Annotated in this window: 23 protein-coding genes; 9 read left to right on the plus strand and 14 right to left on the minus strand. The window is 38.9% G+C overall.

All coding sequences use genetic code 11. The features are described 5' to 3' along the window. Positions 1 to 76: 76 nt before the first annotated feature. Positions 77 to 847, minus strand: a complete 771-nt coding sequence (locus H6G06_RS02145) for a hypothetical protein (RefSeq protein WP_190557226.1) — start codon at positions 845 to 847, stop codon at positions 77 to 79. Positions 848 to 1,390: 543 nt separating this feature from the next. On the opposite strand from H6G06_RS02145, the gene sbcC reads away from it, so the two are divergent. The 3 genes from sbcC (at position 1,391) to H6G06_RS02160 (ending at position 7,559) form a co-directional block, all read left to right on the plus strand. Next, complete coding sequence (gene sbcC / locus H6G06_RS02150; protein WP_190556606.1) at positions 1,391 to 4,414, plus strand: exonuclease subunit SbcC; 3,024 nt, start codon at positions 1,391 to 1,393, stop codon at positions 4,412 to 4,414. Between the two features lie 794 nt (positions 4,415 to 5,208). Then, a complete protein-coding gene (locus H6G06_RS02155) occupies positions 5,209 to 5,361 on the plus strand; it encodes a hypothetical protein (RefSeq protein ID WP_190556608.1) in 153 nt (50 codons plus the stop codon). 176 nt (positions 5,362 to 5,537) lie between these two features. Next, complete coding sequence (locus H6G06_RS02160; RefSeq protein ID WP_190556610.1) at positions 5,538 to 7,559, plus strand: putative bifunctional diguanylate cyclase/phosphodiesterase; 2,022 nt, start codon at positions 5,538 to 5,540, stop codon at positions 7,557 to 7,559. 406 nt (positions 7,560 to 7,965) lie between these two features. On the opposite strand, the gene H6G06_RS02165 is transcribed toward H6G06_RS02160, so the two are convergent. The 4 genes from H6G06_RS02165 to H6G06_RS02180 all read right to left on the minus strand — a co-directional run bounded on the left by H6G06_RS02165 (position 7,966) and on the right by H6G06_RS02180 (position 12,537). Then, positions 7,966 to 8,442, minus strand: coding sequence for an SH3 domain-containing protein (locus H6G06_RS02165; RefSeq protein ID WP_190556612.1), 477 nt, complete (start codon positions 8,440 to 8,442; stop codon positions 7,966 to 7,968). Positions 8,443 to 8,607: 165 nt separating this feature from the next. Further along, positions 8,608 to 10,119 (minus strand): AAA family ATPase, encoded by a 1,512-nt coding sequence (locus H6G06_RS02170; RefSeq protein WP_190556614.1) that lies wholly within the window; start codon positions 10,117 to 10,119, stop codon positions 8,608 to 8,610. 229 nt (positions 10,120 to 10,348) lie between these two features. Next, entirely contained in the window at positions 10,349 to 11,326 is a 978-nt protein-coding gene (locus H6G06_RS02175; protein WP_190556616.1) for a Bpu10I family restriction endonuclease, read from the minus strand. Then, positions 11,299 to 12,537, minus strand: a complete 1,239-nt coding sequence (locus H6G06_RS02180) for a DNA cytosine methyltransferase (protein WP_190556618.1) — start codon at positions 12,535 to 12,537, stop codon at positions 11,299 to 11,301. The genes H6G06_RS02175 and H6G06_RS02180 overlap by 28 nt, the downstream gene beginning before the upstream one ends. 76 nt (positions 12,538 to 12,613) lie before the next feature. Here H6G06_RS02180 and H6G06_RS02185 point away from each other — a divergent pair, with 76 nt between their 5' ends. Beyond that, positions 12,614 to 12,817 (plus strand): hypothetical protein, encoded by a 204-nt coding sequence (locus H6G06_RS02185; RefSeq protein ID WP_190556620.1) that lies wholly within the window; start codon positions 12,614 to 12,616, stop codon positions 12,815 to 12,817. Beyond that, positions 12,798 to 13,061, plus strand: a complete 264-nt coding sequence (locus H6G06_RS02190; protein ID WP_338422899.1) for a glycosyl hydrolase family 31 — start codon at positions 12,798 to 12,800, stop codon at positions 13,059 to 13,061. Before H6G06_RS02185 ends, H6G06_RS02190 begins: the two co-directional genes overlap by 20 nt. Positions 13,062 to 13,157: 96 nt before the next feature. On the opposite strand, the gene H6G06_RS02195 is transcribed toward H6G06_RS02190, so the two are convergent. From H6G06_RS02195 to H6G06_RS02225, 7 genes are all read right to left on the minus strand, one after another. After that, positions 13,158 to 13,664: a YceD family protein gene (locus H6G06_RS02195; RefSeq protein ID WP_190556622.1), complete on the minus strand. Its 507-nt coding sequence runs from the start codon at positions 13,662 to 13,664 to the stop codon at positions 13,158 to 13,160. A gap of 79 nt (positions 13,665 to 13,743) precedes the next feature. Beyond that, positions 13,744 to 14,277 carry a Jag family protein gene (locus H6G06_RS02200; RefSeq protein ID WP_190556624.1) on the minus strand — a complete coding sequence of 178 codons (534 nt, stop codon included), beginning with the start codon at positions 14,275 to 14,277 and terminating at the stop codon, positions 13,744 to 13,746. A 2-nt stretch (positions 14,278 to 14,279) separates the two neighbouring features. Then, complete coding sequence (gene yidC, locus H6G06_RS02205) at positions 14,280 to 15,431, minus strand: membrane protein insertase YidC (RefSeq protein ID WP_190556626.1); 1,152 nt, start codon at positions 15,429 to 15,431, stop codon at positions 14,280 to 14,282. A 250-nt stretch (positions 15,432 to 15,681) separates the two neighbouring features. Further along, positions 15,682 to 16,071: a PH domain-containing protein gene (locus tag H6G06_RS02210; RefSeq protein ID WP_190556628.1), complete on the minus strand. Its 390-nt coding sequence runs from the start codon at positions 16,069 to 16,071 to the stop codon at positions 15,682 to 15,684. Then, positions 16,058 to 16,480 (minus strand): ribonuclease P protein component, encoded by a 423-nt coding sequence (gene rnpA, locus H6G06_RS02215; RefSeq protein WP_190556630.1) that lies wholly within the window; start codon positions 16,478 to 16,480, stop codon positions 16,058 to 16,060. Before rnpA ends, H6G06_RS02210 begins: the two co-directional genes overlap by 14 nt. Positions 16,481 to 16,508: 28 nt before the next feature. After that, the gene (gene rpmH, locus H6G06_RS02220) at positions 16,509 to 16,643 is read right to left on the minus strand and encodes a 50S ribosomal protein L34 (protein ID WP_015209090.1); all 135 of its coding nucleotides are present in this window, start codon (positions 16,641 to 16,643) and stop codon (positions 16,509 to 16,511) included. A gap of 224 nt (positions 16,644 to 16,867) precedes the next feature. Beyond that, positions 16,868 to 17,377, minus strand: coding sequence for a DUF2808 domain-containing protein (locus tag H6G06_RS02225; protein ID WP_190556632.1), 510 nt, complete (start codon positions 17,375 to 17,377; stop codon positions 16,868 to 16,870). Between the two features lie 846 nt (positions 17,378 to 18,223). Between H6G06_RS02225 and H6G06_RS02230 the strand changes: the two genes are divergently transcribed. From H6G06_RS02230 to H6G06_RS02245, 4 genes are all read left to right on the plus strand, one after another. After that, the gene (locus H6G06_RS02230) at positions 18,224 to 19,378 is read left to right on the plus strand and encodes a Re/Si-specific NAD(P)(+) transhydrogenase subunit alpha (RefSeq protein ID WP_190556634.1); all 1,155 of its coding nucleotides are present in this window, start codon (positions 18,224 to 18,226) and stop codon (positions 19,376 to 19,378) included. A gap of 197 nt (positions 19,379 to 19,575) precedes the next feature. Beyond that, positions 19,576 to 19,869: an NAD(P) transhydrogenase subunit alpha part 2 gene (locus H6G06_RS02235; protein ID WP_015214883.1), complete on the plus strand. Its 294-nt coding sequence runs from the start codon at positions 19,576 to 19,578 to the stop codon at positions 19,867 to 19,869. Beyond that, a complete protein-coding gene (locus tag H6G06_RS02240) occupies positions 19,866 to 21,269 on the plus strand; it encodes an NAD(P)(+) transhydrogenase (Re/Si-specific) subunit beta (protein WP_190556636.1) in 1,404 nt (467 codons plus the stop codon). The genes H6G06_RS02235 and H6G06_RS02240 overlap by 4 nt, the downstream gene beginning before the upstream one ends. Positions 21,270 to 21,479: 210 nt before the next feature. Beyond that, complete coding sequence (locus H6G06_RS02245) at positions 21,480 to 22,496, plus strand: hypothetical protein (protein WP_190556638.1); 1,017 nt, start codon at positions 21,480 to 21,482, stop codon at positions 22,494 to 22,496. A gap of 74 nt (positions 22,497 to 22,570) precedes the next feature. Here the strand turns inward: H6G06_RS02245 and H6G06_RS02250 are convergent, their stop codons facing one another. Continuing rightward, entirely contained in the window at positions 22,571 to 23,038 is a 468-nt protein-coding gene (locus H6G06_RS02250) for a hypothetical protein (protein WP_190556640.1), read from the minus strand. Between the two features lie 311 nt (positions 23,039 to 23,349). Beyond that, the gene (gene vapC / locus H6G06_RS02255; RefSeq protein WP_190556642.1) at positions 23,350 to 23,751 is read right to left on the minus strand and encodes a type II toxin-antitoxin system tRNA(fMet)-specific endonuclease VapC; all 402 of its coding nucleotides are present in this window, start codon (positions 23,749 to 23,751) and stop codon (positions 23,350 to 23,352) included. Positions 23,752 to 23,762: the final 11 nt, after the last annotated feature.

Here is a 23,762-nt window from a genome sequence, read left to right on the forward strand (position 1 = left end):
GGCGGGAGGCAGGAAGCAGGAGATAATATCTTATTTTCCCCATCTCCCCAGTCCCCAGTCCCCAGTCCCTAGTCAATTAAAAACCGCTAAAGTTGTAACCAACGCCAAACAACACACCGACATCAGTTTGATTAAAAAATCCAGCATTTACAGCGGCTGTGGCGGTGAATCTATTATTTAGAGGTATATCAATACCACCAGTTACTAGTAAAGCAGTTTCAGAGTTATCACCTGTTTTAATGGCTGCACCCGCTCCCACATAAGGAGCAATAGGTAAAGGTTCAGCAAGGGGATCTCCTACCTGCTGGAAGGAGAAATCGTAGGTGAGAGGAATAAGAAATGTAGTATCATCTCCTAAAATTACCGATGGTCTTGCTGATAAAGACCTTGTGAAACCGATTTTGCTGATGACTGTGAAATTACCATCGGCTAAGGCTGAATCTCCACCACTTAAACCGATGTTGCCAGCAACGCCAATATAGCTGCTACCACCACGGGTAGGTCTTCCTAGATCAATATCGGATTGTGCTATTTGATTGGGCTGTGCTACTTGAGCAGCAGATGGCTGGGATGTAGGCTCTGTATCTTCAGAAGTCAGCATTATTGATGAGGTGGCCACTGTGCCTGGAACGGGTATGATTGTCCGATTAGGCGTTTTTTCTGTAGCGGCGTTGGGAAACTGTTTTACTTCGGACACAGTGGTTGTGGTGAGTTCTGTGCTTTCCTGGTTCTCAGGCATTACAGCCGTAGGGGGCTGGGTTGTTTGAGCAGTTGCAGAGAGGCTACTAGCTAAAACTGTTAAGGCTGCTAGACTTGGCAAGCAAAAAAGATTTTTACGTAGAAACATAGTATTCACATTCACTCCTGCATGAATTAGGACAACAACTGATGATTGTTGCTGTGGGTTTAATGTAACAAATTTGAGCAATACTCAACATTTAACACCAAAAAATCGTTTTTACATCTTTAATTTGACGTATACAATTGAGGTTTAGAGACCAACCAATACATAGTAAATCCTGAATCTGATAGATGACATGGGAATATCTCAATTTTGCCAAAAAGCCTAAGATTCAGGCAACATCAGGATGTAGAGTGTTTTGTGGGGGATGCCACGCTGGCGTTATCAGCCTATTGTCTGATCAACCCTAATTTAAAATCTTCTCTCTAGAAAGATGCTGGTGTGCGATCGCCTTTAGGCAGGAAATTTTCAAAGATGGGAGGATGGAAGAAACTCATTTCAGGTTTAGTTATTTTAATTAGTGAATTGTAAATTTTTGTAAAATTGATGTCTTCAAGACTAGAAAGCTGAGATCTAGATAGCTAAACTAACAAAAAGTGCATCTGTACTGTTAATTATAAAAATTGTAGATATGGCGCTATAGCCTGAATGATCCCAGTCCAACTTATCCTGAAAAACTTCCTTAGTTACCGTGATGCAACTTTAGATTTTGGCGGTTTGCATACGGCTTGTATTTGTGGTTCTAATGGTGCGGGTAAATCTTCTCTTCTGGAAGCTATCACTTGGGCTATTTGGGGTGAAAGCCGTGCCACTGTAGAAGATGACGTGATTTATTCTGGCGCAAAAGAAGTCAGAGTTGATTTTACTTTCTACAATAACCAGCAGAAATATCGGGTGATTCGTACCCGTCTTCGGGGTGCAACTAGCGTTCTGGAATTTCAAATTGAAACTCCTGCTGGCTTTCGTCCTCTAACTGGTAAAGGGGTGCGAGCAACGCAGGATGTAATTTTACAACATATCAAGCTCGATTACGAGACTTTTATTAATTCTGCTTACCTGCGTCAAGGTCGAGCCGATGAATTTATGCTCAAGCGTCCTACGGAACGCAAGGAAATTTTAGCGGAGTTGTTAAAACTTAATCAATATGATCAATTGGAAGAACGGGCTAAGGACAATTCTAAACAGTATAAAGGACGGGCGGAAGAGTTAGAGCGTTCTTTGGATAATATCAAATCTCAACTCCAACAACGGGAAACAACCAAAGCCGAACGAGCAGGGTTAGAAGTTCAACTAAATCAACTCCAACAACAGCAAGCTTTTGATAATATTCAATTACAAAGTTTGCAAGTTGCTCAACACCAACGCCAAAATTTAGCAGAAAAACTGAGTTTTGTGAGGCATCAATATCAAAATCTGAGTCAAGATGGCGATCGCCTACATCAAGATCAGTTAGTTGTCAAATCCCAATTAGCGGATTTAGAATCTATTTTAAATCAATCAGCCCAAATTCAAGCCGGATACGCTCAATATCAAAGTCTGCAATCTCAAGAAGAAGCTTTTGCTGCTAAATTTGAACAACATACCCGCGCTATTAGTTTACGCCAACAACAGCAACAACAGCTTGCTAAACAAATCCAATCTCTTGAACGCCAACTGCAACAAGCCGAAGCTCAGTTAGAAGCTTTAGAACAACAAGAGCGAGAACTTCAACAAACTCTCACCAAAGCCGCAGAAGTAGACCCAGCTTTATCGCAATTAGCTGCTGCTCGTGAGCATCTCAATTATTTGGATCAATTGCAAATGCAAGTAAATCCTTTATTGCAACAACGAGCAAATTTACAAAGTCAGTTAGATCGCACTCATGCTAGTTTAGTGGCGCGTCTGGAACAGTTGCAAGCTACAGAAAATCAACTTCAAAGTCAAAATCGCCGCCAACCCCAGTTGCAACAAGCCGTGATGGATGTGGGTATTCAGATTGAACAGTTGGAGAAAAAACGCGTTTATTTGCAAAGGGTGCAGGAAAAAGGACATGAACGTCGGCACTTCATTGAACGTTTACAAGCTCACCAACGAGACTACGAGAAATTGCTGGGAGAATTAGAGCAAAAAATACAAATGCTCCAAAATCCTAATGCTTTGTGTCCCTTGTGTGAACGTCCTCTAGATGAGCATCACTGGAGTCGAGTTATCCAAAAAACCCAACTTGAATACGAAGATACTCAAGGGCAATTTTGGGTAGTGCGGGAACAGATGGCGGTTTCTGACCGAGAAATTCAGGTATTAAGGCAGGAATACAGGGAAATATCCCAGCAATTAGCAGCTTATGATGCTTTGCGGGAACAACGGGGACAATTAGCCGCTCAGTTGCAAGCTACAGCAGATATTCAAGAACAGCTACAACAAATTGCCGCAGAAAAGCAAAATTTAGAGTGTTCTTTGCAAGGTAATTATGCACCTGATCAGCAAGCAGAACTTCAAGAGTTAGACCAAAATTTACAACAACTCAATTACAATGAACGAGACCACGCTTTGGCTAGAAGTGAAGTTGAGCGTTGGCGGTGGGCAGAAATAAAACAAGCGCAGATTAAAGATGCCAAGAAAAAACAATTTCAACTAGCAGCGCGAAAACCAGAACTAGAAGCTAGTATTCACGAATTTAAAGCCACAATTCAGTCAGAACAAACAGATTCGGATATAGCGAGACAAATAAACGCCTTGGAACAGGAAATCAAGGAAATTGCTTACAGTTCTGAGCAACACAACAACTTACGCCAAGGTGTAAGAGAGTTTCAATCTTGGCAGATGCGCTATCAACAGTTATTATCTGCTCAACAGCAATATCCCCAAATTGCGAAAAGGTTAGAGGATTTAACAGCTTCTAAAAATAGCAGATTAGTAGAGCAGCAAAAACTTGCTAGTCAAATTGACATTATTGAGGAGCAATTAAAAGCTACTGCTAACCCCATCGAGCAAATTAATGCTTTAGAGCAGCAAATAGCAATTCGCCGCCGGGAACTGGATGAAAAAATAGCTTATTTGGGGCGTTTAGAACAGCGGGTACATCAGTTAGAAATGCTGCAAAATCAGTATGAACAAGAGCAGGAACAATTAAAATATTGTAAACAGCAACAGCGCGTTTATCAGGAATTAACGCAAGCTTTTGGTAAAAATGGTATCCAAGCTTTGATGATTGAGAATGTGTTACCACAACTGGAAGCTGAGACAAATCAACTACTTTCGCGTTTGAGTGCAAATCAATTGCACGTACAATTTGTCACCCAAAAAGCAGGAAGAAGTGGCAAGTCAACCAGGAAAAATGCCAAGTTGATTGATACTTTAGATATTTTAATTGCTGATGCGAGGGGAACGCGAGCGTATGAAACTTATTCTGGGGGGGAAGCGTTTAGAATTAACTTTGCGATTCGATTAGCGTTGGCGAAATTATTAGCGCAGCGTGCAGGTGCTGCACTGCAACTGTTAATTATAGATGAAGGGTTTGGTACACAAGATACAGAAGGCTGCGATCGCTTGATTGCGGCAATAAATGCGATCGCTGCTGATTTCGCTTGTATCCTGACTGTAACTCATATTCCCCACCTCAAAGAAGCTTTTCAAGCCCGGATAGAAGTTAATAAAACTCAGCAAGGTTCACATTTATCTTTGTCAATTTGATACTCGTCCAACTGCTCTTGTATCAGCCAACACCTTAACTTTTTCTTCATAGGACTTACGCAAGTGTCACATCATCTCTTGTAGAGTGCGTTAGAGTGCATAAATCCTGTCAATAAACAGATTTTTAAGATCTGACACACCCTACTATAGCAGGAGTTAGGAGTCAGGAGTAAAACCCTTTTGTAGTGGCAGTTTCATTATCAATGGATGTCCTAACCACCCTGTCCATGGCTATTATAATATGCCAGTTGCTTCAAGAGGCAGGAGGCAGGAGGAACCCACGTTTTAAAACGTGGGATTGAAGCAAGGACGCTTTGTATCTGGCGCTATGCGTCTCGATACAATTCCTCTTTTAAACTGGGCTTGAGACCCAGAACTAAAGTTTTAATTCATACTTCTTCCCTCCAGCAAGACAGCCCTCTGCCTCCTGCCTTCTTTGTAAGTCTTGCTGCAAATGAATACGTATGTATTGGTTACTTAAGTACAGGAATACATATTGGTGTCTTAAGTATAAAATATCATAGTTTATTTAAACTACCTTGACATTAGACAGGTTTATTCGTGATAATACTTATGTTATACCCTAAATACCACTGGCAAATAGTTAGAACTGCACGGCAATAACATTGCTTATAATATGGTTGCTTTTTACTAAAAAGTTATTTTTTGAGACCCTGCTTCTGTCTGGATTCTAGCTAATGAGCAAATTACCAGAATACTTTTAACAGTATTTTATATTCTTAGAAAATTGAATCCGGAAATTTCGAGTTAGATAAAATATACCTGATCTTGATATGCTAGTGAAAACACTGATAGCTATGCCATGTCTGAAGATTAAAGGCTTAGATATCTCCAGATGTGTAGAAACTGGAAGATACAGCATATTACTGGCAGGTAAGCTGTTGTGTATTAAAAATGCACAACAGCAAGTCAAAAGTCAAAAGTGAAGACAGGTTGAACCTTCTGTATCGAATATCGTCATATCCAATTTAGCCGCACATCAGCTTATTTTGAATTCAGGGACGCATTACCAAGGTAAAAATAATAAATCTTAATGGATTATGCAAAATCAACAATACAAAAATAATCAAATCAGAAGCATTCTACTAAAGCAAAGACTAATATGATAATTTTTATGATTGGGGTAATCAGCTGCTTAGGGATTCAGTTAATTATCTGGCATAGTTTTAATTTTCTCTCACCACAATTTAGTCATGAAAAAAACGAAAAATATCAAAATACGAAGATAGACCAAGTAAATTCAGCCGAATATTTGGCAAAGAAATTACAAATGGAAAAGGCTGAACGTCAAAGAATCCAAACAGAATTAGAAAAATTCCTGGTTTTGCAAAAAGCAACTCTAGAGTCTACTAAAGACGCTATTTTAATTTTAGATAGTCTAGATAGAATTATAGGTTTTAATCAAAATTTTCTTCAGATGTGGGGCATTACGGAATTATTAATAAAATCAGGTAATTACAAACAAGCCCTAAGAATTGCCATGAGAAAACTAGATAATCCCAAATATTATCTGTCTAGATTAAGAGAATTAAATCAAAATAGGGATATTAAAATTAATGATCTCATCCTTTTTAAGGATGGAAGAGTATTTAATCCTTATTACCAACAACAGCATATTGGTGAAAAAAATATTGGCAAGATTTGGAGTTTTCGTGATATCACTGCGGAAAAATTAGCATCAGCTACAATTCATTATCAAGCTTTACATGACACTTTAACTAATTTGCCAAACAGAGTCCTATTTCATAATCTACTCATGGCATCTTTGAAAAAAGTCAGTCATAGTCATACTCTGGCCGTATGTTTTTTAGACTTAGACCGATTCAAAAAAATTAACGACAGTTTAGGTCATGCTATTGGTGATCAATTATTACAAATGGTTGCCCAACGGCTCAGGGAATGTCTGTGTCCTGGTGATATAATTGCGCGTTGGGGAGGGGATGAGTTCACTATTATTTTACCAGAAATTAGTGATAGCAAGGATGTAAATCTTATCCAAGAGCGTATATTCGCAGCTTTTAAAGAAGGATTTAAAATAGATAATTACCACTTAAATATTAGCCCTAGTATTGGTATTGCTTTATATCCCCAACATGGAGAAGATGCAGAAACTCTGATTAAAAATGCTGATGCGGCATTATCCCGTGTAAAATTACAGGGACGTAATAATTACAAACTCTATCACCCAGCTATCAATTCCCAAGCTACAGAATTGTTCATTTTAGAAAATAGTTTGCACCATGCCTTAGAGAGGCAAGAATTTAAAGTTTACTACCAACCGCAAGTAAACAGTTCTACGGGTGAAATTACTAAAATGGAAGCTCTACTGCGTTGGCAACATCCAGAATTAGGTTTAATTCCACCGGCTACTTTTATTCCTATTGCTGAAGAAACTGGATTAATTTTACCAATTTCCGAATGGGTTTTGAAAACTGCCTGTTTACAAAACAAATCTTGGCAGCAGAATCTAAATTTACCATCTTTATCAGTGGCTGTGAATCTTTCAGCTAGACAATTTCAGCAACCTAACTTAGTTGACATGGTAGAACAAGTTCTATCAGAAACTAAATTGGAACACAAATATTTAGAGTTAGAAATTACTGAAACTGTGGCTATGCAAGATGTGGAATTGACTAGAAAGATTTTAAAAGAATTAGATCAGATAGGAGTGACTATATCGATAGATGACTTTGGTACAGGATATTCTTCTCTCAGTTATTTAAAAGACTTTCCCATTCATGCCTTAAAAATTGATCAGTCTTTTGTGCGTGATCTCGCTAATGGTGATAATCAGACAGCGATTACAACAGCGATAATTGCCTTAGCACATGGACTGAATTTAGCAGTAGTTGCGGAAGGAGTCGAAACTGAAGAACAGTTCAATTTATTGCGAATCCTTGAGTGTGAAGTTATGCAAGGGTATCTTTTTAGTCACCCCCTATCATCTGAAGAAGCCACGAGGATGCTGAGAGCATATCACCCGATTGATACTCCCCCGTCAAGCTTACGTTGTGGTGGAGGAAAATTATTATTTAACAAAAACCTAATTTTTAGTACAATTACCAACGAGTCTTACAGTCTTTCCACAAGCGTGGATTTACGTGTGTCTCACAATATTTTATAGAATTGATGGGAACAAAAATTTCCTACACAATAATTACTAAATACAGCAAAATTCAGGAGTCAGGAGTAAAATCAGCTTTATACTTAAGAGGGTGTTTGAAAAGTCTAAATTCATACTACCGTGAGCGATTAGAAATTCCGCCTACACAGACAAAACCCATCTGCGTGGGTTCAAAAGCTTTATTTTTCATTAGTCCACGGAGGTAGACTTAGTTTGTGTAGTAGTGTTCGCGCCAGCGTGGCGTTCGCGGTAGCGTGCCGGAGGCATCAGCCATATTATATTCGCCAAAAACTTTTCAAACATCCTCTAATAGCACAGCGTGGCGGTAGCCATTTTTTGATTTAAATTTTGCACTTCATTTACCTGTAATCTGCTGTATTTGTGATTGTTCTTGTGAGTCTTTTTATTATTCAACTCGTTTAGTATTACCTGCTTTAACCCAACCTTCTTTATCAGTACCTTCAATACGAATTTTTTGCCAATTTTTATCTTGGCTTTCTTCTAAGATAATCAATTTCTCATTAGCACCAACCCCACCCACACTTTGAGCATCCAGTGTTGGTTTATCTCTCATACTCAAGCCTTGAGGCCAAGTTACAACAGCTTTGTAAGCCCCAGGCGGTAATGAATCAGGTGATTCAGTGGGAGTAGGAGTAGGACTGGGAGTGGAAGTAGGAGTAGGTTTGGGGGTAGATGTGTCTTTTACCTCAGCGACTTTTGGTTTGTCAGCTTTGGGTTTGGGATTATCATTAGCATATGTAGGTTTTTCCGGGGGTATGGCAGTGCGATTGACAAAATAGAGAGCTATCGTGAGTCCGCTACCTAATAAAACAGCGATCGCTAATAAAAAACCAAGTATAAGTTTAAAGAAACCAGAAAGCATATTTATATCCTTTAGTTAGTGGTAATTGGTGATTGGTAAATTTTTAACTGTCACCTGTCACCTGTCAACTGTCACCTGTCCCCAGTCCCTGTTTTCATCAATAGTCCATAGTAAATGATCATTAGACTATGAACTATTGATTAAGTAATTTCGACTAAAATATTATTACAGTTGGCGTTGAATGCGTTCACTCAAAGAACTATGCTTAGAAGCCAAACGCGCCCTACCCGCAGCAGCCCATTCTTGCAGTTTTTGAATCTGTTCTACCGCTGTTCGCGCCAAAGGTATGATTTGACTAGCAGCTTCTAAAATATCATCGGTGGTAAAATCACGATTTTGACTAAAACCAATGTGCATCGCTTCAATTAACGTTTGTTCAATCTCTGCACCGGAAAAATCAGGAGTTTCGTAGGCTAATCTATCAATTTCATAGCTTTTCAAATTGTGGGGACGCAATCTGGATAAATGGACGTTAAAAATGGCTTTTCTCTCTTCTTGACTAGGTAAACCGACAAAGAAAATTTCATCAAATCGACCTTTTCGCAGCATTTCCGGTGGTAAAGCTTGAATATCGTTAGCGGTAGAAACAACAAACACTGGTGAGGTTTTTTCTGCTAACCAGGTGATAAATGTCCCAAATACCCGGCTAGTTGTTCCCGCGTCACCTTTACTACCCAACCCCGAAAAAGCTTTATCAATTTCATCAATCCACAATACGCAGGGTGCAAGGGCTTCAGCGACTTGTATCATTTGGCGAGTGCGGGATTCCGATTCACCGACTAAACCACCAAATAACCGCCCCACATCTAAGCGTAATAAGGGTAAATGCCAATGATGGGCGATCGCTTTTGCTGTTAAAGATTTACCAGTTCCCTGAATACCCACCAACATTAAACCACGGGGGTGCGGTAATCCGTACTGTCGCGCTCGTTCTGTGAATGAACCACCCCGACGAATTAACCAGTCTTTGAGGTTATCAAGTCCTCCTATATCAGAAATCTGCTCAGTGGCGGGGTAAAAGTCGAGGATTTGGGTTTGGCGGATAGTTTGGCGTTTTTCCTCCAAAACTAAATCAACGTCCTCTGGTTGTAATTCTCCGTGGGATGCGATCGCCCTGGCTAAAACTCGGCGTATCCGTTCCATTGATAAACCTTGACAAGAACGCACCAAGTCATCAAGAAATTTACCAGATGGTGAGTTACCAGTGGCTTGTAATAACCGTTCTACTTCGGTTTTAATTTCTGGTGCTGCGGGTAAGGGAAATTCCACCACCGTCAACACTTCCATTAAGTCGTCAGGAATGGCGATGCGTGGTGATAATAAAACAATATTTTTCGGTTGAGATTTCAGGAGTCTGGCTAAATTGCGGAGTTTACGAGAAATAGCCACATCATCTAAAAAGCGGTGATAATCCCGAAGAATCAACACCGCAGGCGCGGAAGCTGGTAATTTTTCGATAAATTCCAATGCTTGTAAGGGGTTGCGCTTTCCAAAGCCTGCATCGTTGGGGTTTCCTTGATAACCATCGACAAAATCCCAGGTATAAACGGGGCGGTTTCCTTGGTTTGTGGCTTCTTCGCGGATGGCGGCTTCTACTCGTTCTTCTTCGTAGGTGGGGATATAAATTAGCGGGTAGCGGGCGCGGAGGAGGAGTTTAAATTCGTCTCGGAAGTTCATGATCTGGGTTTTTGGTGGTTTTTGTTATTTTCCTATTTTTAAGGTAATGAACCACGAAGGAGCGAAGGAAGCGAAGGAAGAAGGGTTTTATCTCACGCAAAGACGCAAAGACGCAAAGGAGGAGGAGAGAATAAGAGGTAGTATCGTTATTATCGTTTAGTAGTCTTATCCGTCTGGGAATGAATTCCCAGCCTCATAGCGGAAGTCCGTTAAAACCGACTAAAAATAACTATTCTTCAATTAACCAACCACGCTGTATCCCATATTCAATTCCTCCAGTCCAGTCCATTGTTAAATGCTTCCGTACTTTATGGAATAAATGTTGAACTACAGTTGGATTAATTGGATTTTTAATATATTTTTCTTCATACCTAAATTCTCTATCAGTGTTTTTCTGCTGACGTAGTACATAAATCTGATCAACCTTGTACTTCCGAAGATTGACATCACTTGTCAACTTTATCCACTCCATTAATACAATATACAAACTATTGGGATTTCTTGCTTTTAAATCCTCTGCGGCTCGTGATGAACCTTCCAACATAGTTTTATCAAGATAAGTTTTACATTCAATCACAATAACTGGAATATCAAAAATATGAGTTTCTGTGTTACCTATAACTGTAACTTCTGTATAGTTTTCAGGTTCTTCTTTAAGAAGTGTTAGCATTTCACCAGAATTTTCTTCTTCCTCTGGTGGTGTAACTGCTTCAAATGATGCTTCAATAGTTGCACCAATCACAAAATTATGGTCTTTCTTTTCAATACGTGCATAGGGGCGTTTTAACATCTCAGCATATTTTGGAGGTACAAAGAAAATATCTTTAAAAGTATGGGATTTGCCAATGAGAGCATTTTCTCCAAAATCTTTTGCTAAATCTCGAAACAAATAATAAAGAAATTCTTCCAATACACTAGAGTGAAGATTAGAACGAGAGTCAAACTTCTCTGCATAATGTTGTTGATCTAAAAAATCTTTATATGTTGATAAAAGTTCTACTCGTTTAGAAATAATCGCATCATCATTTTTAGCAGGTGTTGATGTTGGTCCAACTAATTCAACATTGGCTAAATGCCATTTATCATACTCAATTCTAATCTCTTGGATAAATTTTCTGCTTTCAGGATCTCTGTATTTTTTGCGGTGATTTTCCTTTTGTTCCAGATTTGAACCATGAACTAAAGGGTTTCTATCAGTTGTGGACATAGGTCTAATTTTTCTTGAAGATGAAGTGCAATTGCTTTAGCCAGAAGGGGGGGTACAGCATTACCTATCTGATTGTACTGGCAAAGAAACTTTTCATTAAATCTATTTTCTCTTTGTAATAACTTATGAGATACAACAGTTTTCTTTCCTAAAAAACGATAAGTATCAGGGAAAGATTGAACACGCGCACCTTCACGGGCTGTCAAATTACGATGCTGGAAAGGATGGATAAAATTAGCATAGAAAGAAGCTGCTATGGTGTGGGCTGGTTTATAAGGATTTAAACGTCGGTTATTTTGATCATAAGTTGTACCAGATAATTCACCATTTCCACTACGGCGTTTAGCACCATATTCTTTTGGGACATCTGAACTACATTCACCCCATTTGATTTGTTTAAAACGTTCTACCAACCTGTTAGAATGCTCCATTGCTACATGATTATACAGTATTTTACTACCATTTCTGATCCAGTGCTGATAGTGATTTTGAGATTCTAATATATAGGGTTGTTCTTCTTTACCTTCTCGTGCATTAAGTGGAGGTAAATCTGATATTGCATCCCATAAGTTAATAGCAGGAATTAAATTTATTTCCTCAAACGATAATTGATAACTATTAATAGTTAATAAATCTAGGGAATGTGTTTTTTGCGGAGTTCCTAATTTTTTACCTAGTTTATTTCCGACAATAAAGACACGCTCTCTAATTTGGGGTACACCATATTCAGCCGAATTGAGTAACCATACTTCTACAAAATAGCCGATATCTTCAAAAGTTTTCTTAATAATATCTATTACCTTTACTCCTTCACTATTTTTGCGTGACAGTAAACCTTTCACGTTTTCCATGACAAATGCTTTAGGTTCCAGAAAATTTATCCACTGAGCAAAGTTAATGAATAAAGTATTTCTAGGATCATGCGGGTCTTTTTCGGCTGGTCCAGCAATACTAAAACCTTGACATGGAGGACCACCAATAATAATATCCGGTTTGTAGAGACAGATTTCTTTAACACTACTTAGGGTATTAAAATTACGAATATCATTTTGAATAACTGTCATTCCAGGCTGGTTATAACGCAGCGTATCACAAGCCCAAGCATCAATTTCAACAGATATAGGAATAGAAAAACCTGCCATCTTAAAACCTAAACCAAAGCCTCCAGCACCCGCAAATAAATCAATAGCAACAGGTTGGTTTGTTATCATAGTCAGTTACTGTAGTTGTTTATCGCATTTAACCTCTAAATAACTTATCATAGTACAAGAGCAAGGAGATAAAATTATGTCAGAAACAGGGCTTATAGAAATGCTAAATATTATCCGAACAATAAAAAACAAACAGTCTACCAAATTATCACAACCTCATCCACCCCATCGTCAAGGATCAGGTAAATCAATTCTATACCATGCTGGAAGGTGGGTTGGTGATGATATTAAAGAATGTTTAGCATTAGTAAAATATTCCCGTGGCTTGGCTGAATTTTAATGGGGCTAACACAATGACATCAGGACATTTAGCAATTGTTAAAAATGGGAAAATAGAATTAGTAGATCCCGTATCTATTCCTGAAGGAACAAAAGTATTTATTATTCCTATTGTTTTAGAACCCGATACAGAAGAAAGAGAAAATTGGGAAAATTTTTCTTTAAATAACTTAAATCAATGTTATGCAGAAAATGAACCAGAATATAACATAGAATCAATAAATAATATAAACTTTACGAAATAAGATAATCTTTATATTCAAGAGAATAATCTATAAAAAAAACCGAATACATAGGGAAGAAATGAGGAATAATCCAGCATTTCAAACCCTTTAAAAATACTATTCTGGAAGTTGCTTTTTCAAGCTTTGCAAAGCAGACCAACGACTATCAACAATCTCCTCAGAACTACCAGCAACTTTATCCAAAATACCTGGACAATTGCGATCGCACAACTGGCGCTGAGGAATAGCTAAACACATTTGCTCATACAGCCATTCACTAGGATAAAAATAACCATCGGGTGTTACCGTTTCCACTAAATCTTCTATAGCCACTTCCATTTCTAAAGGCAAGTGTTCCGTTTGATTAGCCTTTTCATCTAACCAAATAATTTCTTTAGTATTAACAGCCAAACGTTGATTATATTGCTGCAAACAGCGGTTACAGGTACAAGTGATAATTGTTTCTGCCTGACCAGAAACTTCTAAATAATTCCCCTGATGCTGCACGCGAATAGTTCCACGCACCGGGGTTAAAGTTTCCAGACCAGGCAGAGACTCATTAACTTGAACTTCCTCTGTTCGCTCCGGGGCTTTAGTTAGCTGCGGAATAAAAATAGCGTCCATAGGATTTGTGAGACATCCTCACGCAAAATTATGATTGATGATCAGCAAAATTGCTGTTAGTACATCTTTGATTTTAGCTTTAATAGCCAGGATCTGTTGGTGGTTCAGTGGCAGGACGAACTACCAAATTACGATGGGGTTCTTTGCCACGGCTAAAGGTTTCTAAATCAGGAAAGTCCTGCAAAAAGCTGTGAACTTGACGACGTTCCGCCGAACTGAGAGATTTAATTTCCACCTCTCGTCCAGAAAAACGCACTTCTTGAGCCGCTGTTTTTGCCAAAGCACTAATTTCCGCTTGTCGTCTGACGCGGTAGCCATTCAACTCAATGGTATAAGATGCCTGTTCATGCTCTGGTTGATGCACATTAAGCACCGAATTTGCTAGATACTGCATCGCATCTAGCACAGAACCACCAGCACCAATCACCACCTTGATTTGTTCTGGCATCAAATTCGTTTCATCAATGGTCAACCAATAGCTATCAGGTTCTTGAGAGTCTGCCCCAATAGCAGGAGCAGCCCCTAAATTACCTTTAACACCAGTAGAAATCCCAGTGAGTTGCAGCAATTGTGTTAACCATTCTTCACCACGCTGCATAGAAATGTCACTCATAATCAGCCTGTAGCCTTTTTCTTAGAACTTTTTGGCTCAAAGGGCAAAGTCTTAGCTTCTGCGGTTGCTGCTTCTTTTTCCTTCTCCTGAATAGCCACCAACTTTTGCAATTCCTCCGATAGAGGTTCGCGGGAAAGAATGTAGGTTTGCAGGGTTTGGAAAACGTTACCAATTACCATGTACATCAGTACACCAGCTGGCAGAGGGAAGAACAAAAACATCCCCGAAAAAATCACAGGGGTGATTTTGTTAACTGTATCCTGTTGAGGATTACCACCACTGGAATTCTGCCCAGAAAGCATTTGGCTAACGTAAAGACTGATACCAAAGAAGACAATCATGGCCACAATATCCCAGTGAACTGTACCATCGGGATCAATTGCACCCACCCTACCTAAAGCATCAATAAACAGAAATCCTTTATCTGCTGCCAGTCCAGGAATTGTACCTTGTATGGTGACATCTCCTGGCTGTAAGGCTTCTATATTGCCATCGGCATCAATTTTGACCCTTTCTTCCCCTTTGGTAATTTTCCATTCAGGGGTTAACTTAGTTTCTGGATGTGCTGCCAATAGGGCATCAAAGGGTTTACCTTCTACTGTCTGATATTGAATCTTAGTTTTTTCTCCCACAGCCAACTTGTTACCACTGGGAAGAATAGCAGTAATTTTTGTGTGTTCCCCATCAGCAATATAAATATTTTGCGGAGGAGTGGCAAAAGCTTGGGGTTGAATTTGTTCGATTTGTTCGGCTGGGAAGACTTGCAGGTTAACGGAGTAGTTAACTCCTGCAAATGGTGAACCCCGCAAAGTAGCAAACAGTGCTAGTAAGACAGGCATCTGTAACAGCAGCGGCAAACATCCTGCCAAGGGGTTGCCAAATTCTTTTTGAACATTGACCATTTCCTCTTGCTGCTTTTGCGGATCATCTTTATAGCGTTCTTTGACTTCCGCCATCCGCTTTTGCATCACAGGCTGCACAACCCGCATTCGTCGCATACTGCGAATCGAGCCAGCACTCAAGGGGTAGAGCGCAAAGCGGATTATCAATGTCAAGGCAACGATCGCTAATCCATAGCTGGGGAAAAAACCATAGAAGAAGTCTATGATTGGCAGCATCACGTTGTTTGAGAGAAACCCGATACCAAAATCCATTATTCTGAATCCAACCCAAGGTACTGTAAACTGAACTGAATCTAATTTATCTAAATCGTGATTTATTAGCGACTAACCTTTGCTACGGATAGCCGCACAGGGAAGAAAGCAGGGGGAGCAGGGGATGCAGGGGGAGAAAAATTAATTCTTTCTACTGAACTCCTGTACGGGCGAACGGCCGTTCCCCCCTCCTGACTCCTGCTGTATTTTCCCAGTTTGATTGGTCTTGATATACACAGTTTATGAATGACTACTTGGAAGTAGGAGTATATTGGGGATTTTTAGCAGCAACTTTTTCATTAATGTAGTCATAAACTTCCCGAAAGTTGGGAACAGCACGCATTTCTAAACGGGTACCGTTTTTGAGGGTAAGTACCATATCTCCCCATAAGCCAACTCCACGGGGGATTTTGACGACTTTGACGATTTCTGAGTAAATTACGTCAGTGCGATCGCGTCCCATCCAACCACCCGTTACGCCAACGCGTCGGTCAGTAATCCGGAAACGCAGCCACAACGCTCTCACAATTGCCCCAACAGTTAATGGTAAACCAACCACGGTTAGCCCAATCAATATATTGAGAATCAAATCCCCAATATGGGGGCCACCTTCATAATAAATTTCTTCACGAATACCCATTTATGACCTCAGCTTTTACCAACAACTGCTCTAATTCTTGCAGAAATTGTTGGCTTACGCACTCAGATTCTGCTGTCTTTGGCTTAACAATCACTACTAGCCGCCATCCTGGAGAAAATTTAGGCAATAATTGATACAATGCGGTTGTAATTTGCCGTTTAATGCGGTTGCGAACTACTGCTCTTTTACTGACTTTGGTGCTAATAGAAACGCCAATTTTTGTGCTGGCTAAATCTTCACAGCTACTTGATTGTATAGTCATAGCGCCATGATCCAAACAAGGATCTTTTGGACGTGACGGTTTTAAAGCTCTCAAAGTGAAATGAGAGCTATGACACCGAATTCCTTCCCGGAAAACCGCCTGAAAATCCTTGCGGGATTTTAATCGATATGCTTTGGGCAAAGCCACAGCTACTCTACTATTTGCTGGATCTACCCTAAACGCTCAAACGATGACGGCCTTTTCTTCTTCTGGCACTAATCACGTTTCTGCCGTCTGGTGTCCGCATTCTAGCGCGAAAACCAGAGGTTCTCTTTCTCTTACGGCAAGTACCGCCCAATGTTCTTTGCATACCGTTCTCCTCTTAGACGATTTTTATAAAAAGTCACAATCTGTTATCTTACCACTTTACAGGCGATAGGAACATATTTCTGGATAGAGTTTCTGGGGACTGGGATAGGCAGAAAGCAGAAGGCAGGAGGCAGGAGGCAGGAGGCGAAGAGTTTCCCCCTTGCTCCCTGCGCCCTGCTCCTTGTCCTCTCACCTGTTCCCTGTTCCCTGTTCCCTGTTCCCTTGTTAAGAAATACTGATAATCCACGAGCCGAGATAACGCAGTAGTGGCACCTGTCCTGGGGAGAGAACTTGGCAGTTAAAATAGTAAATTCCGCCAAAGGGGGGATTCTGCACATTAGATAGCACTAACTCAACGCTCGTACCAGCAGGTACTGGCTCTTGGGGAAATATTTCAATTACCCGTCCTTCTTTCTCCCATTTAACTTCAGATAGGGGAACGCTTTTACCATTGACTCTAACTTCAACATTTTTGGGATCAAAACTGCCTTTGTAATAATTAGGGTAAGTAATGGCAAATTGGGCAACTGCCAAGTTCATTTTTTTGGCGGGTAGTCTGAGTCTATATCTATCAGTACCAAGTCTTTGTCCATCAAAATCTAACCGGAAGGGCAGCTGATTTTCTGACTTAACTCCGCTAAATAGTGTAAAACCCTGTGATTGCGCCAAAGTCGCAGCCGGAATACTTGTCAATAAACAACCAGTCACAGCTAAGGCAGAAAATAAACGTCGCATAGTTAGGCTTCCTCTGGTAAATATTATGTTTGTAATCTTAAGTAACAGTTTTGTTAGTATTATTAACTAAACTTTACTACTCTATGCTTGACAATGGACGATAAATATAAGCAAAAGTGCCTTTTTACTCTGACGGGGTGACAATGAAGGTAAAAACAAGGCATGGTGTCGGGTGTCGGGTATGGGGTGTAGAGACAACAAAGATTTGTAAATGGATTTTTGGTTGGTTTGTGTTTCAAATTATATACAAATATTGAGAAATATGACATTTTTTTATAAAAATTGAAATATGGTTTTAGCGATCGCTAGTTAAATTGCGATAAATTGGTTAGACTCAAACTTTCTGTCCGCCTGGGGTAGCTGCCAAGAAGTGATGTAAATAACTTTTTGTATCCTAGAGGCATCATCTAAAATCTGAATGTGTTTCTATGAAGGTGCTTAATTATCAGTGTTTTGGTAATTGATAATATTTTGTAACAACAGGAATGAGCGAATAAATAGTTAAGAATTAAGTGAAAAAATATCAATTTCGCGAAATTTGATGAATACTTCAAAATGTCAGAAAGCAAAATCAAAACTTATCAATCCCGAAAAGAATCTGAAGACATAGATATAATATCAGGAAATCAACATAAGATGTGCAGTAAGTAAACTAGTTTGCAACCATCTGGAATTATAACTGCAAGCCGCAAAGATTCTCTTTGCAGGGAGAAATAAGAATGGGAAAGACAAAGTTCAAAGTTTAATCTACTATCAAAATTTATGGATAATCTTGCCTGTCTAGGGGCTACAAGTGACGTACATCCATAGTTAGCAGATATTAGGTATTCATCTCCAGGAGATTTCATGAAAATAGCAGTTGCTAAAGAAATTGAAGTTTGTGAACGTCGGGTGTCATTAATTCCTGACACAGTAGCCAAGTTAGTAAAACAAGGCTTAGAGATTTTAGTAGAAAGTGGTGCGGGAGAAAAAGCATATTTCAGTGATGCTGACTATGAAGCAGCCGGAGCCAAAATTATCAGCGATGCAGCAACATTATGGAGTGAAGCTGATATATTGCTGAAAGTAAGTCCACCACAAGAACGAGAAGATGGACGCTCAGAAATAGATTTACTCAAACCAGGATCAGTTTTAATTAGCTTTCTTAATCCTTTGGGTAATCCTGTCGTAGCGCAACAATTGGCAAATCGTCAAATTACTGCTTTGAGTATGGAATTAATTCCCCGTACTACTAGGGCGCAAAGTATGGATGCTTTATCTTCTCAAGCTTCACTAGCGGGGTATAAATCTGTATTGATTGCGGCGGCGGCATTACCGAAATATTTCCCAATGTTGACAACTGCTGCGGGTACGATCGCTCCCGCTAAAGTATTTATTATGGGAGCAGGTGTAGCAGGATTGCAAGCGATCGCAACTGCTAGAAGATTAGGCGCAGTCGTAGAAGCCTTTGACATTCGCCCAGCCGTTAAAGAAGAAGTACAAAGCTTAGGCGCGAAATTCGTCGAAGTCAAACTAGAAGAAGAAACCGTTGCTGCTGGTGGTTACGCCAAAGAAATCTCCGAAGACAGTAAAAAACGCACTCAGGAACTAGTCGCTGAACACGTCAAAAACTCTGATGTGGTGATTACTACCGCCCAAGTACCAGGAAGAAAAGCACCACAACTAGTTACCCAAGAAATGGTAGCTCAGATGAAACCCGGTTCAGTCATAGTAGACTTAGCCGCAGAACAAGGTGGAAACTGCGCTTGTACAGAAGCAGGTAAAGACATTGTTTGGAATGGTGTAACAATTATTGGCCCCATTAATTTACCCTCATCAATGCCAGTACACGCCAGTCAACTGTATGCAAAGAATGTCACATCATTAATGCAACTGCTGATTAAAGACAAAGCCTTGCAAATCAACTTTGGTGACGACATCGTTGACGCAGCTTGCGTTACTCACGCTGGAGAAATTAGAAACCAACGAGTAAAGGATGCTTTGCAAGCAGTAGCGGTGTAACTAAACATAGATTGAATGAACCACGTTCGCGAAGCGTGCCGATAGCTTGCGTGGCGACGCAGGAGCCATAGGCATAGGCACGAAGAACACGAAGGAAGAAGAGTTTGAGAGAGATTTTACGTGAGTGTTGTAGATTTTCTCTTTGCGTCTTTGCTCCTTTGCATCTTTGCTCGAAACTCATTAACTCCAAAATCAAAATGACAGAAGCATTACTTGCGGCCTTATTTGTACTCGTCTTAGCCTCCTTCATCGGCTTTGAAGTCATCAACAAAGTTCCCCCCACATTACACACCCCCTTAATGTCCGGTTCAAACGCTATTTCCGGCATTTCCGTAATTGGGGCAATATTAGCTGCTGGGGAGAGAAACACCAATTTATCAGTAATTCTCGGCTTAATTGCGGTGATATTGGCAATGGTTAACGTTGTCGGTGGTTTTTTAGTAACAGACAGAATGCTGCAAATGTTTAAGAAAAAGGAAGTTAAAGCATGAGCGACTTTTTACCAACTGGGATACAGCTAACTTACTTAGTCGCTGCATCGTTATTTATTCTCGGTTTGAAAAAACTCGGTTCTCCCGCTACAGCTAGAAACGGTAATCTTGTCGCTGCTGTGGGGATGCTGTTAGCTGTTGTTGCCACTTTATTAGATCAGCACGTATTAAATTACGAGATGATATTGATAGGTTTGGTGATTGGTTCTATTATTGGAGCGATCGCAGCTTACAAAGTGCAAATGACCGAAATGCCCCAAATGGTGGGTTTACTCAACGGTTTGGGTGGCGCATCTTCCGCACTTATTGCAGTTGCTGAATTTTGGCGGTTGTTAGGAAGTTCTAAACCTATCCCCCTCGATGTCAACATTTCCATGTTATTGGATGTGTTAATCGGTGGCGTGACATTAACAGGTAGTTTTCTCGCTTTTGCCAAATTGCAAGGTTTAGTTAGTGGTACTCCTATTACCTTTCCTTTCCAGCAACCATTTAACCTCTTGCTGTTGGGTTCATATTTAGCCGGAAGTGCATATTTAATCATCTCACCCGATAGTTTACCCATCTTTTTAGCGGTGGTAGCTGTTTCCTTGGTATTGGGTGTGATGTTCGTCCTCCCCATTGGTGGGGGTGATATGCCGGTGGTAATCTCCCTGTTGAACTCCCTCTCCGGTGTGGCTGCGGCTGCGGCTGGGTTTGTGGTGATGAACAATATGTTAATCATCGCCGGTGCTTTGGTGGGCGCTTCTGGTTTAATCCTTACAGAAATTATGTGTAAGGCTATGAACCGTTCTTTGTTCAGTGTCTTATTTAGTGCTTTTGGTTCAGTTTCTACTGCTGCTGCTACTGCTAGTGGTGGTGCAAGTAGTCAACCAGTTCGCAGTATTGATGCTGAAGAAGGGGCGATGATGTTGGGATATGCTCGTTCTGTGGTAATTGTCCCAGGATACGGTATGGCGGTTGCTCAAGCACAGCATAGCGTCCGGGAGTTGGCAGATCAACTAGAACGCATGGGTGTGGATGTGAAATATGCGATACATCCGGTTGCGGGGAGAATGCCGGGACACATGAATGTATTATTGGCGGAAGCTAATGTACCTTATACGCAGTTGTACGATATGGAGGATATTAATCCCCAGTTTGAACAAGCTGATGTGGCGTTAGTGATTGGTGCTAATGATGTGGTCAATCCTGCGGCGCGTAGTGATGCGAGTAGTCCTATTTATGGGATGCCGATTTTGGAGGTTGATCGCGCAAAGCAGACTATTGTGATTAAGCGTGGTATGAGTGCTGGTTTTGCTGGTGTTGATAATGAGTTGTTTTATAAGGATAAAACGACGATGTTGTTTGGTAGTGCTAAGGATATGGTGGCTAAGTTGGTTAGTGAGGTGAAGCAACTTTAGGTTAAATATTGTGCAGGGTGTGTCAAATAAGCAAGTAAGTTATATCAGTAGTTTATTTTCGAGTTTGACGCACCAATCTTATATTAAACTCTTTGTTATGCTTTTGAAGTTTTGATAATATTTTTATAAATTCTGTCTAATTTAAGTTATAATTTGCAATTAAATTAGAATAAAAATGTCAAATTAATTTATTTACAAGGAAGGATAATTATGTTGCATACAAAAATTAAAGAATTACAAGAAGAAAATTCTAAATTAACTACTACAAATCCTATTTTAAATGCTTTCTCTCTAGACAGATGCAAAGAAATTGATGAAGCTGCGGAGAATGATAAATTTATTGCTCAACACAGGAATGAAATACTTGATCACTTAAAAAAATGTTCAGTTGGACATACTTCTGAATTTAAACAAGCTTTTGATATTTACAATGAAATCATAACATATTTATTTCTTAATAATATAGGTAAAAATAGAAGTTTCTCAGTTATAAGAGTACCAGAAGATAATAAAGGAACTCCTGACTTTGAAGTTAATTTTACTCATGGAGAAACTTTTTATATTGAAATGAAAACTTTAGGATTTAATGATGGTGACAATAATTATGTAAAAGCAACTAATAAAGGTTTAGAAGCTAAAGTTTCTTTAACTGAACAAATAAATTCTGGAGAACCAATAGCAATTAGTGAAGTAGTTGTTAGTCCATTCAGAAAAGAAAATAAAGGTTATCAATATAATCATCTAAATCAAACAAGAATTATTGATAGTATAATTAATAAACTTAATGAAGATGTAATCAAAACAAAACAATTTGCAAAAGGAAAAACTATACTTTTGGTTAATTTATCTCTAATGTCAATGTTACCACAAATTTGGCAATTAAATTCCGTACCTATATATCAAGAAAAACTTTATAAATCTATGATTAGCGGTATTTTGTGGTACTCAGCTTTTGGAAAATTTAATGAAAGAATATTTACAACTATTGAAGGTGAAGGATCTAAAAATATAGAAGGTGAGTTAAGTACAGAAGGAATCTTGAATAAATATGAATTTGTGAAAGCTGTATGCTTCCAAATAGAAGATGAACAGGGTAATCTTAAATTAGTAGGATTTTATAGAGAAAACGATAAAGATGAAATTTATCATCTGATTTACCCAATTTGTGATTTTGTTAATAATGATTATAATACACACGGTTATGAGATTCTTCAGAATATAGTTTAATGAAAAATCCAAATCTAAAATTTTCTACCCATGACAATAATCAAACATTTAGTTATATAATGTTTAATGTTCTTCTATAAACTGCATACAAAGTCTACAATTAAAATATGATATAGTTCTGATGCTTTTCCCCATTCACCTACTATATTTTGATATTCGACTTTTGAATCTGAAATAAATTGACCAACTCGAATAGTACGAAAATTCTTAGTTTGGCAATTTGTTTGTAACCTAGCATAACTAGCATCAGGATTAACAATATCATACATGACTATTCCACCTTTTTTTATAATTCCATTGGTATTAAGAAAAGCAGGTTCATCATATTGATTAGCATCAATATTTGCTTGTGAAGGTTCTGTACCTGGAACTTTTTCCCAGTTGGCGTTTTTTATTGTGTCTGTTGCTGCTATTGCTGGTATTGCAAAAGATAAAAAAATACTCAAAATAGCAGTTTTACATAAAATGTTTAGCAAGGTATGTTTTATATCAAGCATGATTTTAGAAGATTCTAATTTTTTTATTAATATATTCTTCAACACTTCCAATATTTACAGATCAATAAACCAAATACAACAGAAATAATACTGCATCCTATTATTAAATTTCATTAAATCCAAGTATTTATACGAATATACTATTTTACTTTACAGTTATGATTGTAAGATTAATTTGCTTTTTGCAAAAATAAGCGATCGCTCTTTCTTCTCTTCTTCCTTCGTGTTCTTCGTGTCTTCGTGGTTCGTTAAAAAAGGATGTTGGGGAGTTGAAGGGGTGCGATCCTCTGCGTTCTCTGCGTCTCTGCGGTTCGTTTAAAAAAAGATATTGGGTGAAAATGAGTGATCGCTGTTTACTAAATCTCCCAATCTTCTAATTTTAAATTATCAATTCTACTAAATTCTCTAGTATTGTGAGTAATTAAAGTTAAATTATTAGCGATCGCAATAGCAGCAATGTGTAAATCATTATTTCCTATAGGAGTACCTTTAGCAGCCAATTTACTACGAATTTCACCATAAATTACAGCGCATTCATCATCAAACTTCAAAGAACCAAAACGATCTAAAAATTCCTGCTGCTTTTGCAGAGTTTTCGCAGGATTATTTGTTCTCATTGCACCATAAAATAATTCCGCTTTGACAATAGAACAAACTACTATATCTATATCGGATAAATCTTGAAGACGCTGAATAATCTTTTCTGATCTTTGATTAAGATATTGAATACAAACATTACTATCTAATAAATATCTCATCAGTTTGTATT

The sequence above is a fragment of the Anabaena sphaerica FACHB-251 genome (assembly GCF_014696825.1).
Taxonomy (GTDB): domain Bacteria; phylum Cyanobacteriota; class Cyanobacteriia; order Cyanobacteriales; family Nostocaceae; genus RDYJ01.

Excerpts from the sequence above, each read along its gene's own strand:
- H6G06_RS02235 (WP_015214883.1), top strand. The coding sequence starts at position 19,576 with ATGACAGAAGCATTACTTGCGGCCTTATTTGTACTCGTCTTAGCCTCC.
- yidC (WP_190556626.1), bottom strand. The coding sequence starts at position 15,431 with ATGGATTTTGGTATCGGGTTTCTCTCAAACAACGTGATGCTGCCAATC.
- sbcC (WP_190556606.1), top strand. The coding sequence starts at position 1,391 with ATGATCCCAGTCCAACTTATCCTGAAAAACTTCCTTAGTTACCGTGAT.
- H6G06_RS02240 (WP_190556636.1), top strand. The coding sequence starts at position 19,866 with ATGAGCGACTTTTTACCAACTGGGATACAGCTAACTTACTTAGTCGCT.
- rpmH (WP_015209090.1), bottom strand. The coding sequence starts at position 16,643 with ATGCAAAGAACATTGGGCGGTACTTGCCGTAAGAGAAAGAGAACCTCT.
- H6G06_RS02165 (WP_190556612.1), bottom strand. The coding sequence starts at position 8,442 with ATGCTTTCTGGTTTCTTTAAACTTATACTTGGTTTTTTATTAGCGATC.
- H6G06_RS02230 (WP_190556634.1), top strand. The coding sequence starts at position 18,224 with ATGAAAATAGCAGTTGCTAAAGAAATTGAAGTTTGTGAACGTCGGGTG.
- H6G06_RS02155 (WP_190556608.1), top strand. The coding sequence starts at position 5,209 with ATGCTAGTGAAAACACTGATAGCTATGCCATGTCTGAAGATTAAAGGC.
- H6G06_RS02145 (WP_190557226.1), bottom strand. The coding sequence starts at position 847 with ATGTTTCTACGTAAAAATCTTTTTTGCTTGCCAAGTCTAGCAGCCTTA.
- H6G06_RS02175 (WP_190556616.1), bottom strand. The coding sequence starts at position 11,326 with ATGTCCACAACTGATAGAAACCCTTTAGTTCATGGTTCAAATCTGGAA.
- H6G06_RS02185 (WP_190556620.1), top strand. The coding sequence starts at position 12,614 with ATGTCAGAAACAGGGCTTATAGAAATGCTAAATATTATCCGAACAATA.
- H6G06_RS02170 (WP_190556614.1), bottom strand. The coding sequence starts at position 10,119 with ATGAACTTCCGAGACGAATTTAAACTCCTCCTCCGCGCCCGCTACCCG.
- H6G06_RS02195 (WP_190556622.1), bottom strand. The coding sequence starts at position 13,664 with ATGGACGCTATTTTTATTCCGCAGCTAACTAAAGCCCCGGAGCGAACA.
- vapC (WP_190556642.1), bottom strand. The coding sequence starts at position 23,751 with ATGAGATATTTATTAGATAGTAATGTTTGTATTCAATATCTTAATCAA.
- H6G06_RS02245 (WP_190556638.1), top strand. The coding sequence starts at position 21,480 with ATGTTGCATACAAAAATTAAAGAATTACAAGAAGAAAATTCTAAATTA.
- H6G06_RS02200 (WP_190556624.1), bottom strand. The coding sequence starts at position 14,277 with ATGAGTGACATTTCTATGCAGCGTGGTGAAGAATGGTTAACACAATTG.
- H6G06_RS02160 (WP_190556610.1), top strand. The coding sequence starts at position 5,538 with ATGATAATTTTTATGATTGGGGTAATCAGCTGCTTAGGGATTCAGTTA.
- H6G06_RS02225 (WP_190556632.1), bottom strand. The coding sequence starts at position 17,377 with ATGCGACGTTTATTTTCTGCCTTAGCTGTGACTGGTTGTTTATTGACA.
- H6G06_RS02210 (WP_190556628.1), bottom strand. The coding sequence starts at position 16,071 with ATGGGTATTCGTGAAGAAATTTATTATGAAGGTGGCCCCCATATTGGG.
- H6G06_RS02180 (WP_190556618.1), bottom strand. The coding sequence starts at position 12,537 with ATGATAACAAACCAACCTGTTGCTATTGATTTATTTGCGGGTGCTGGA.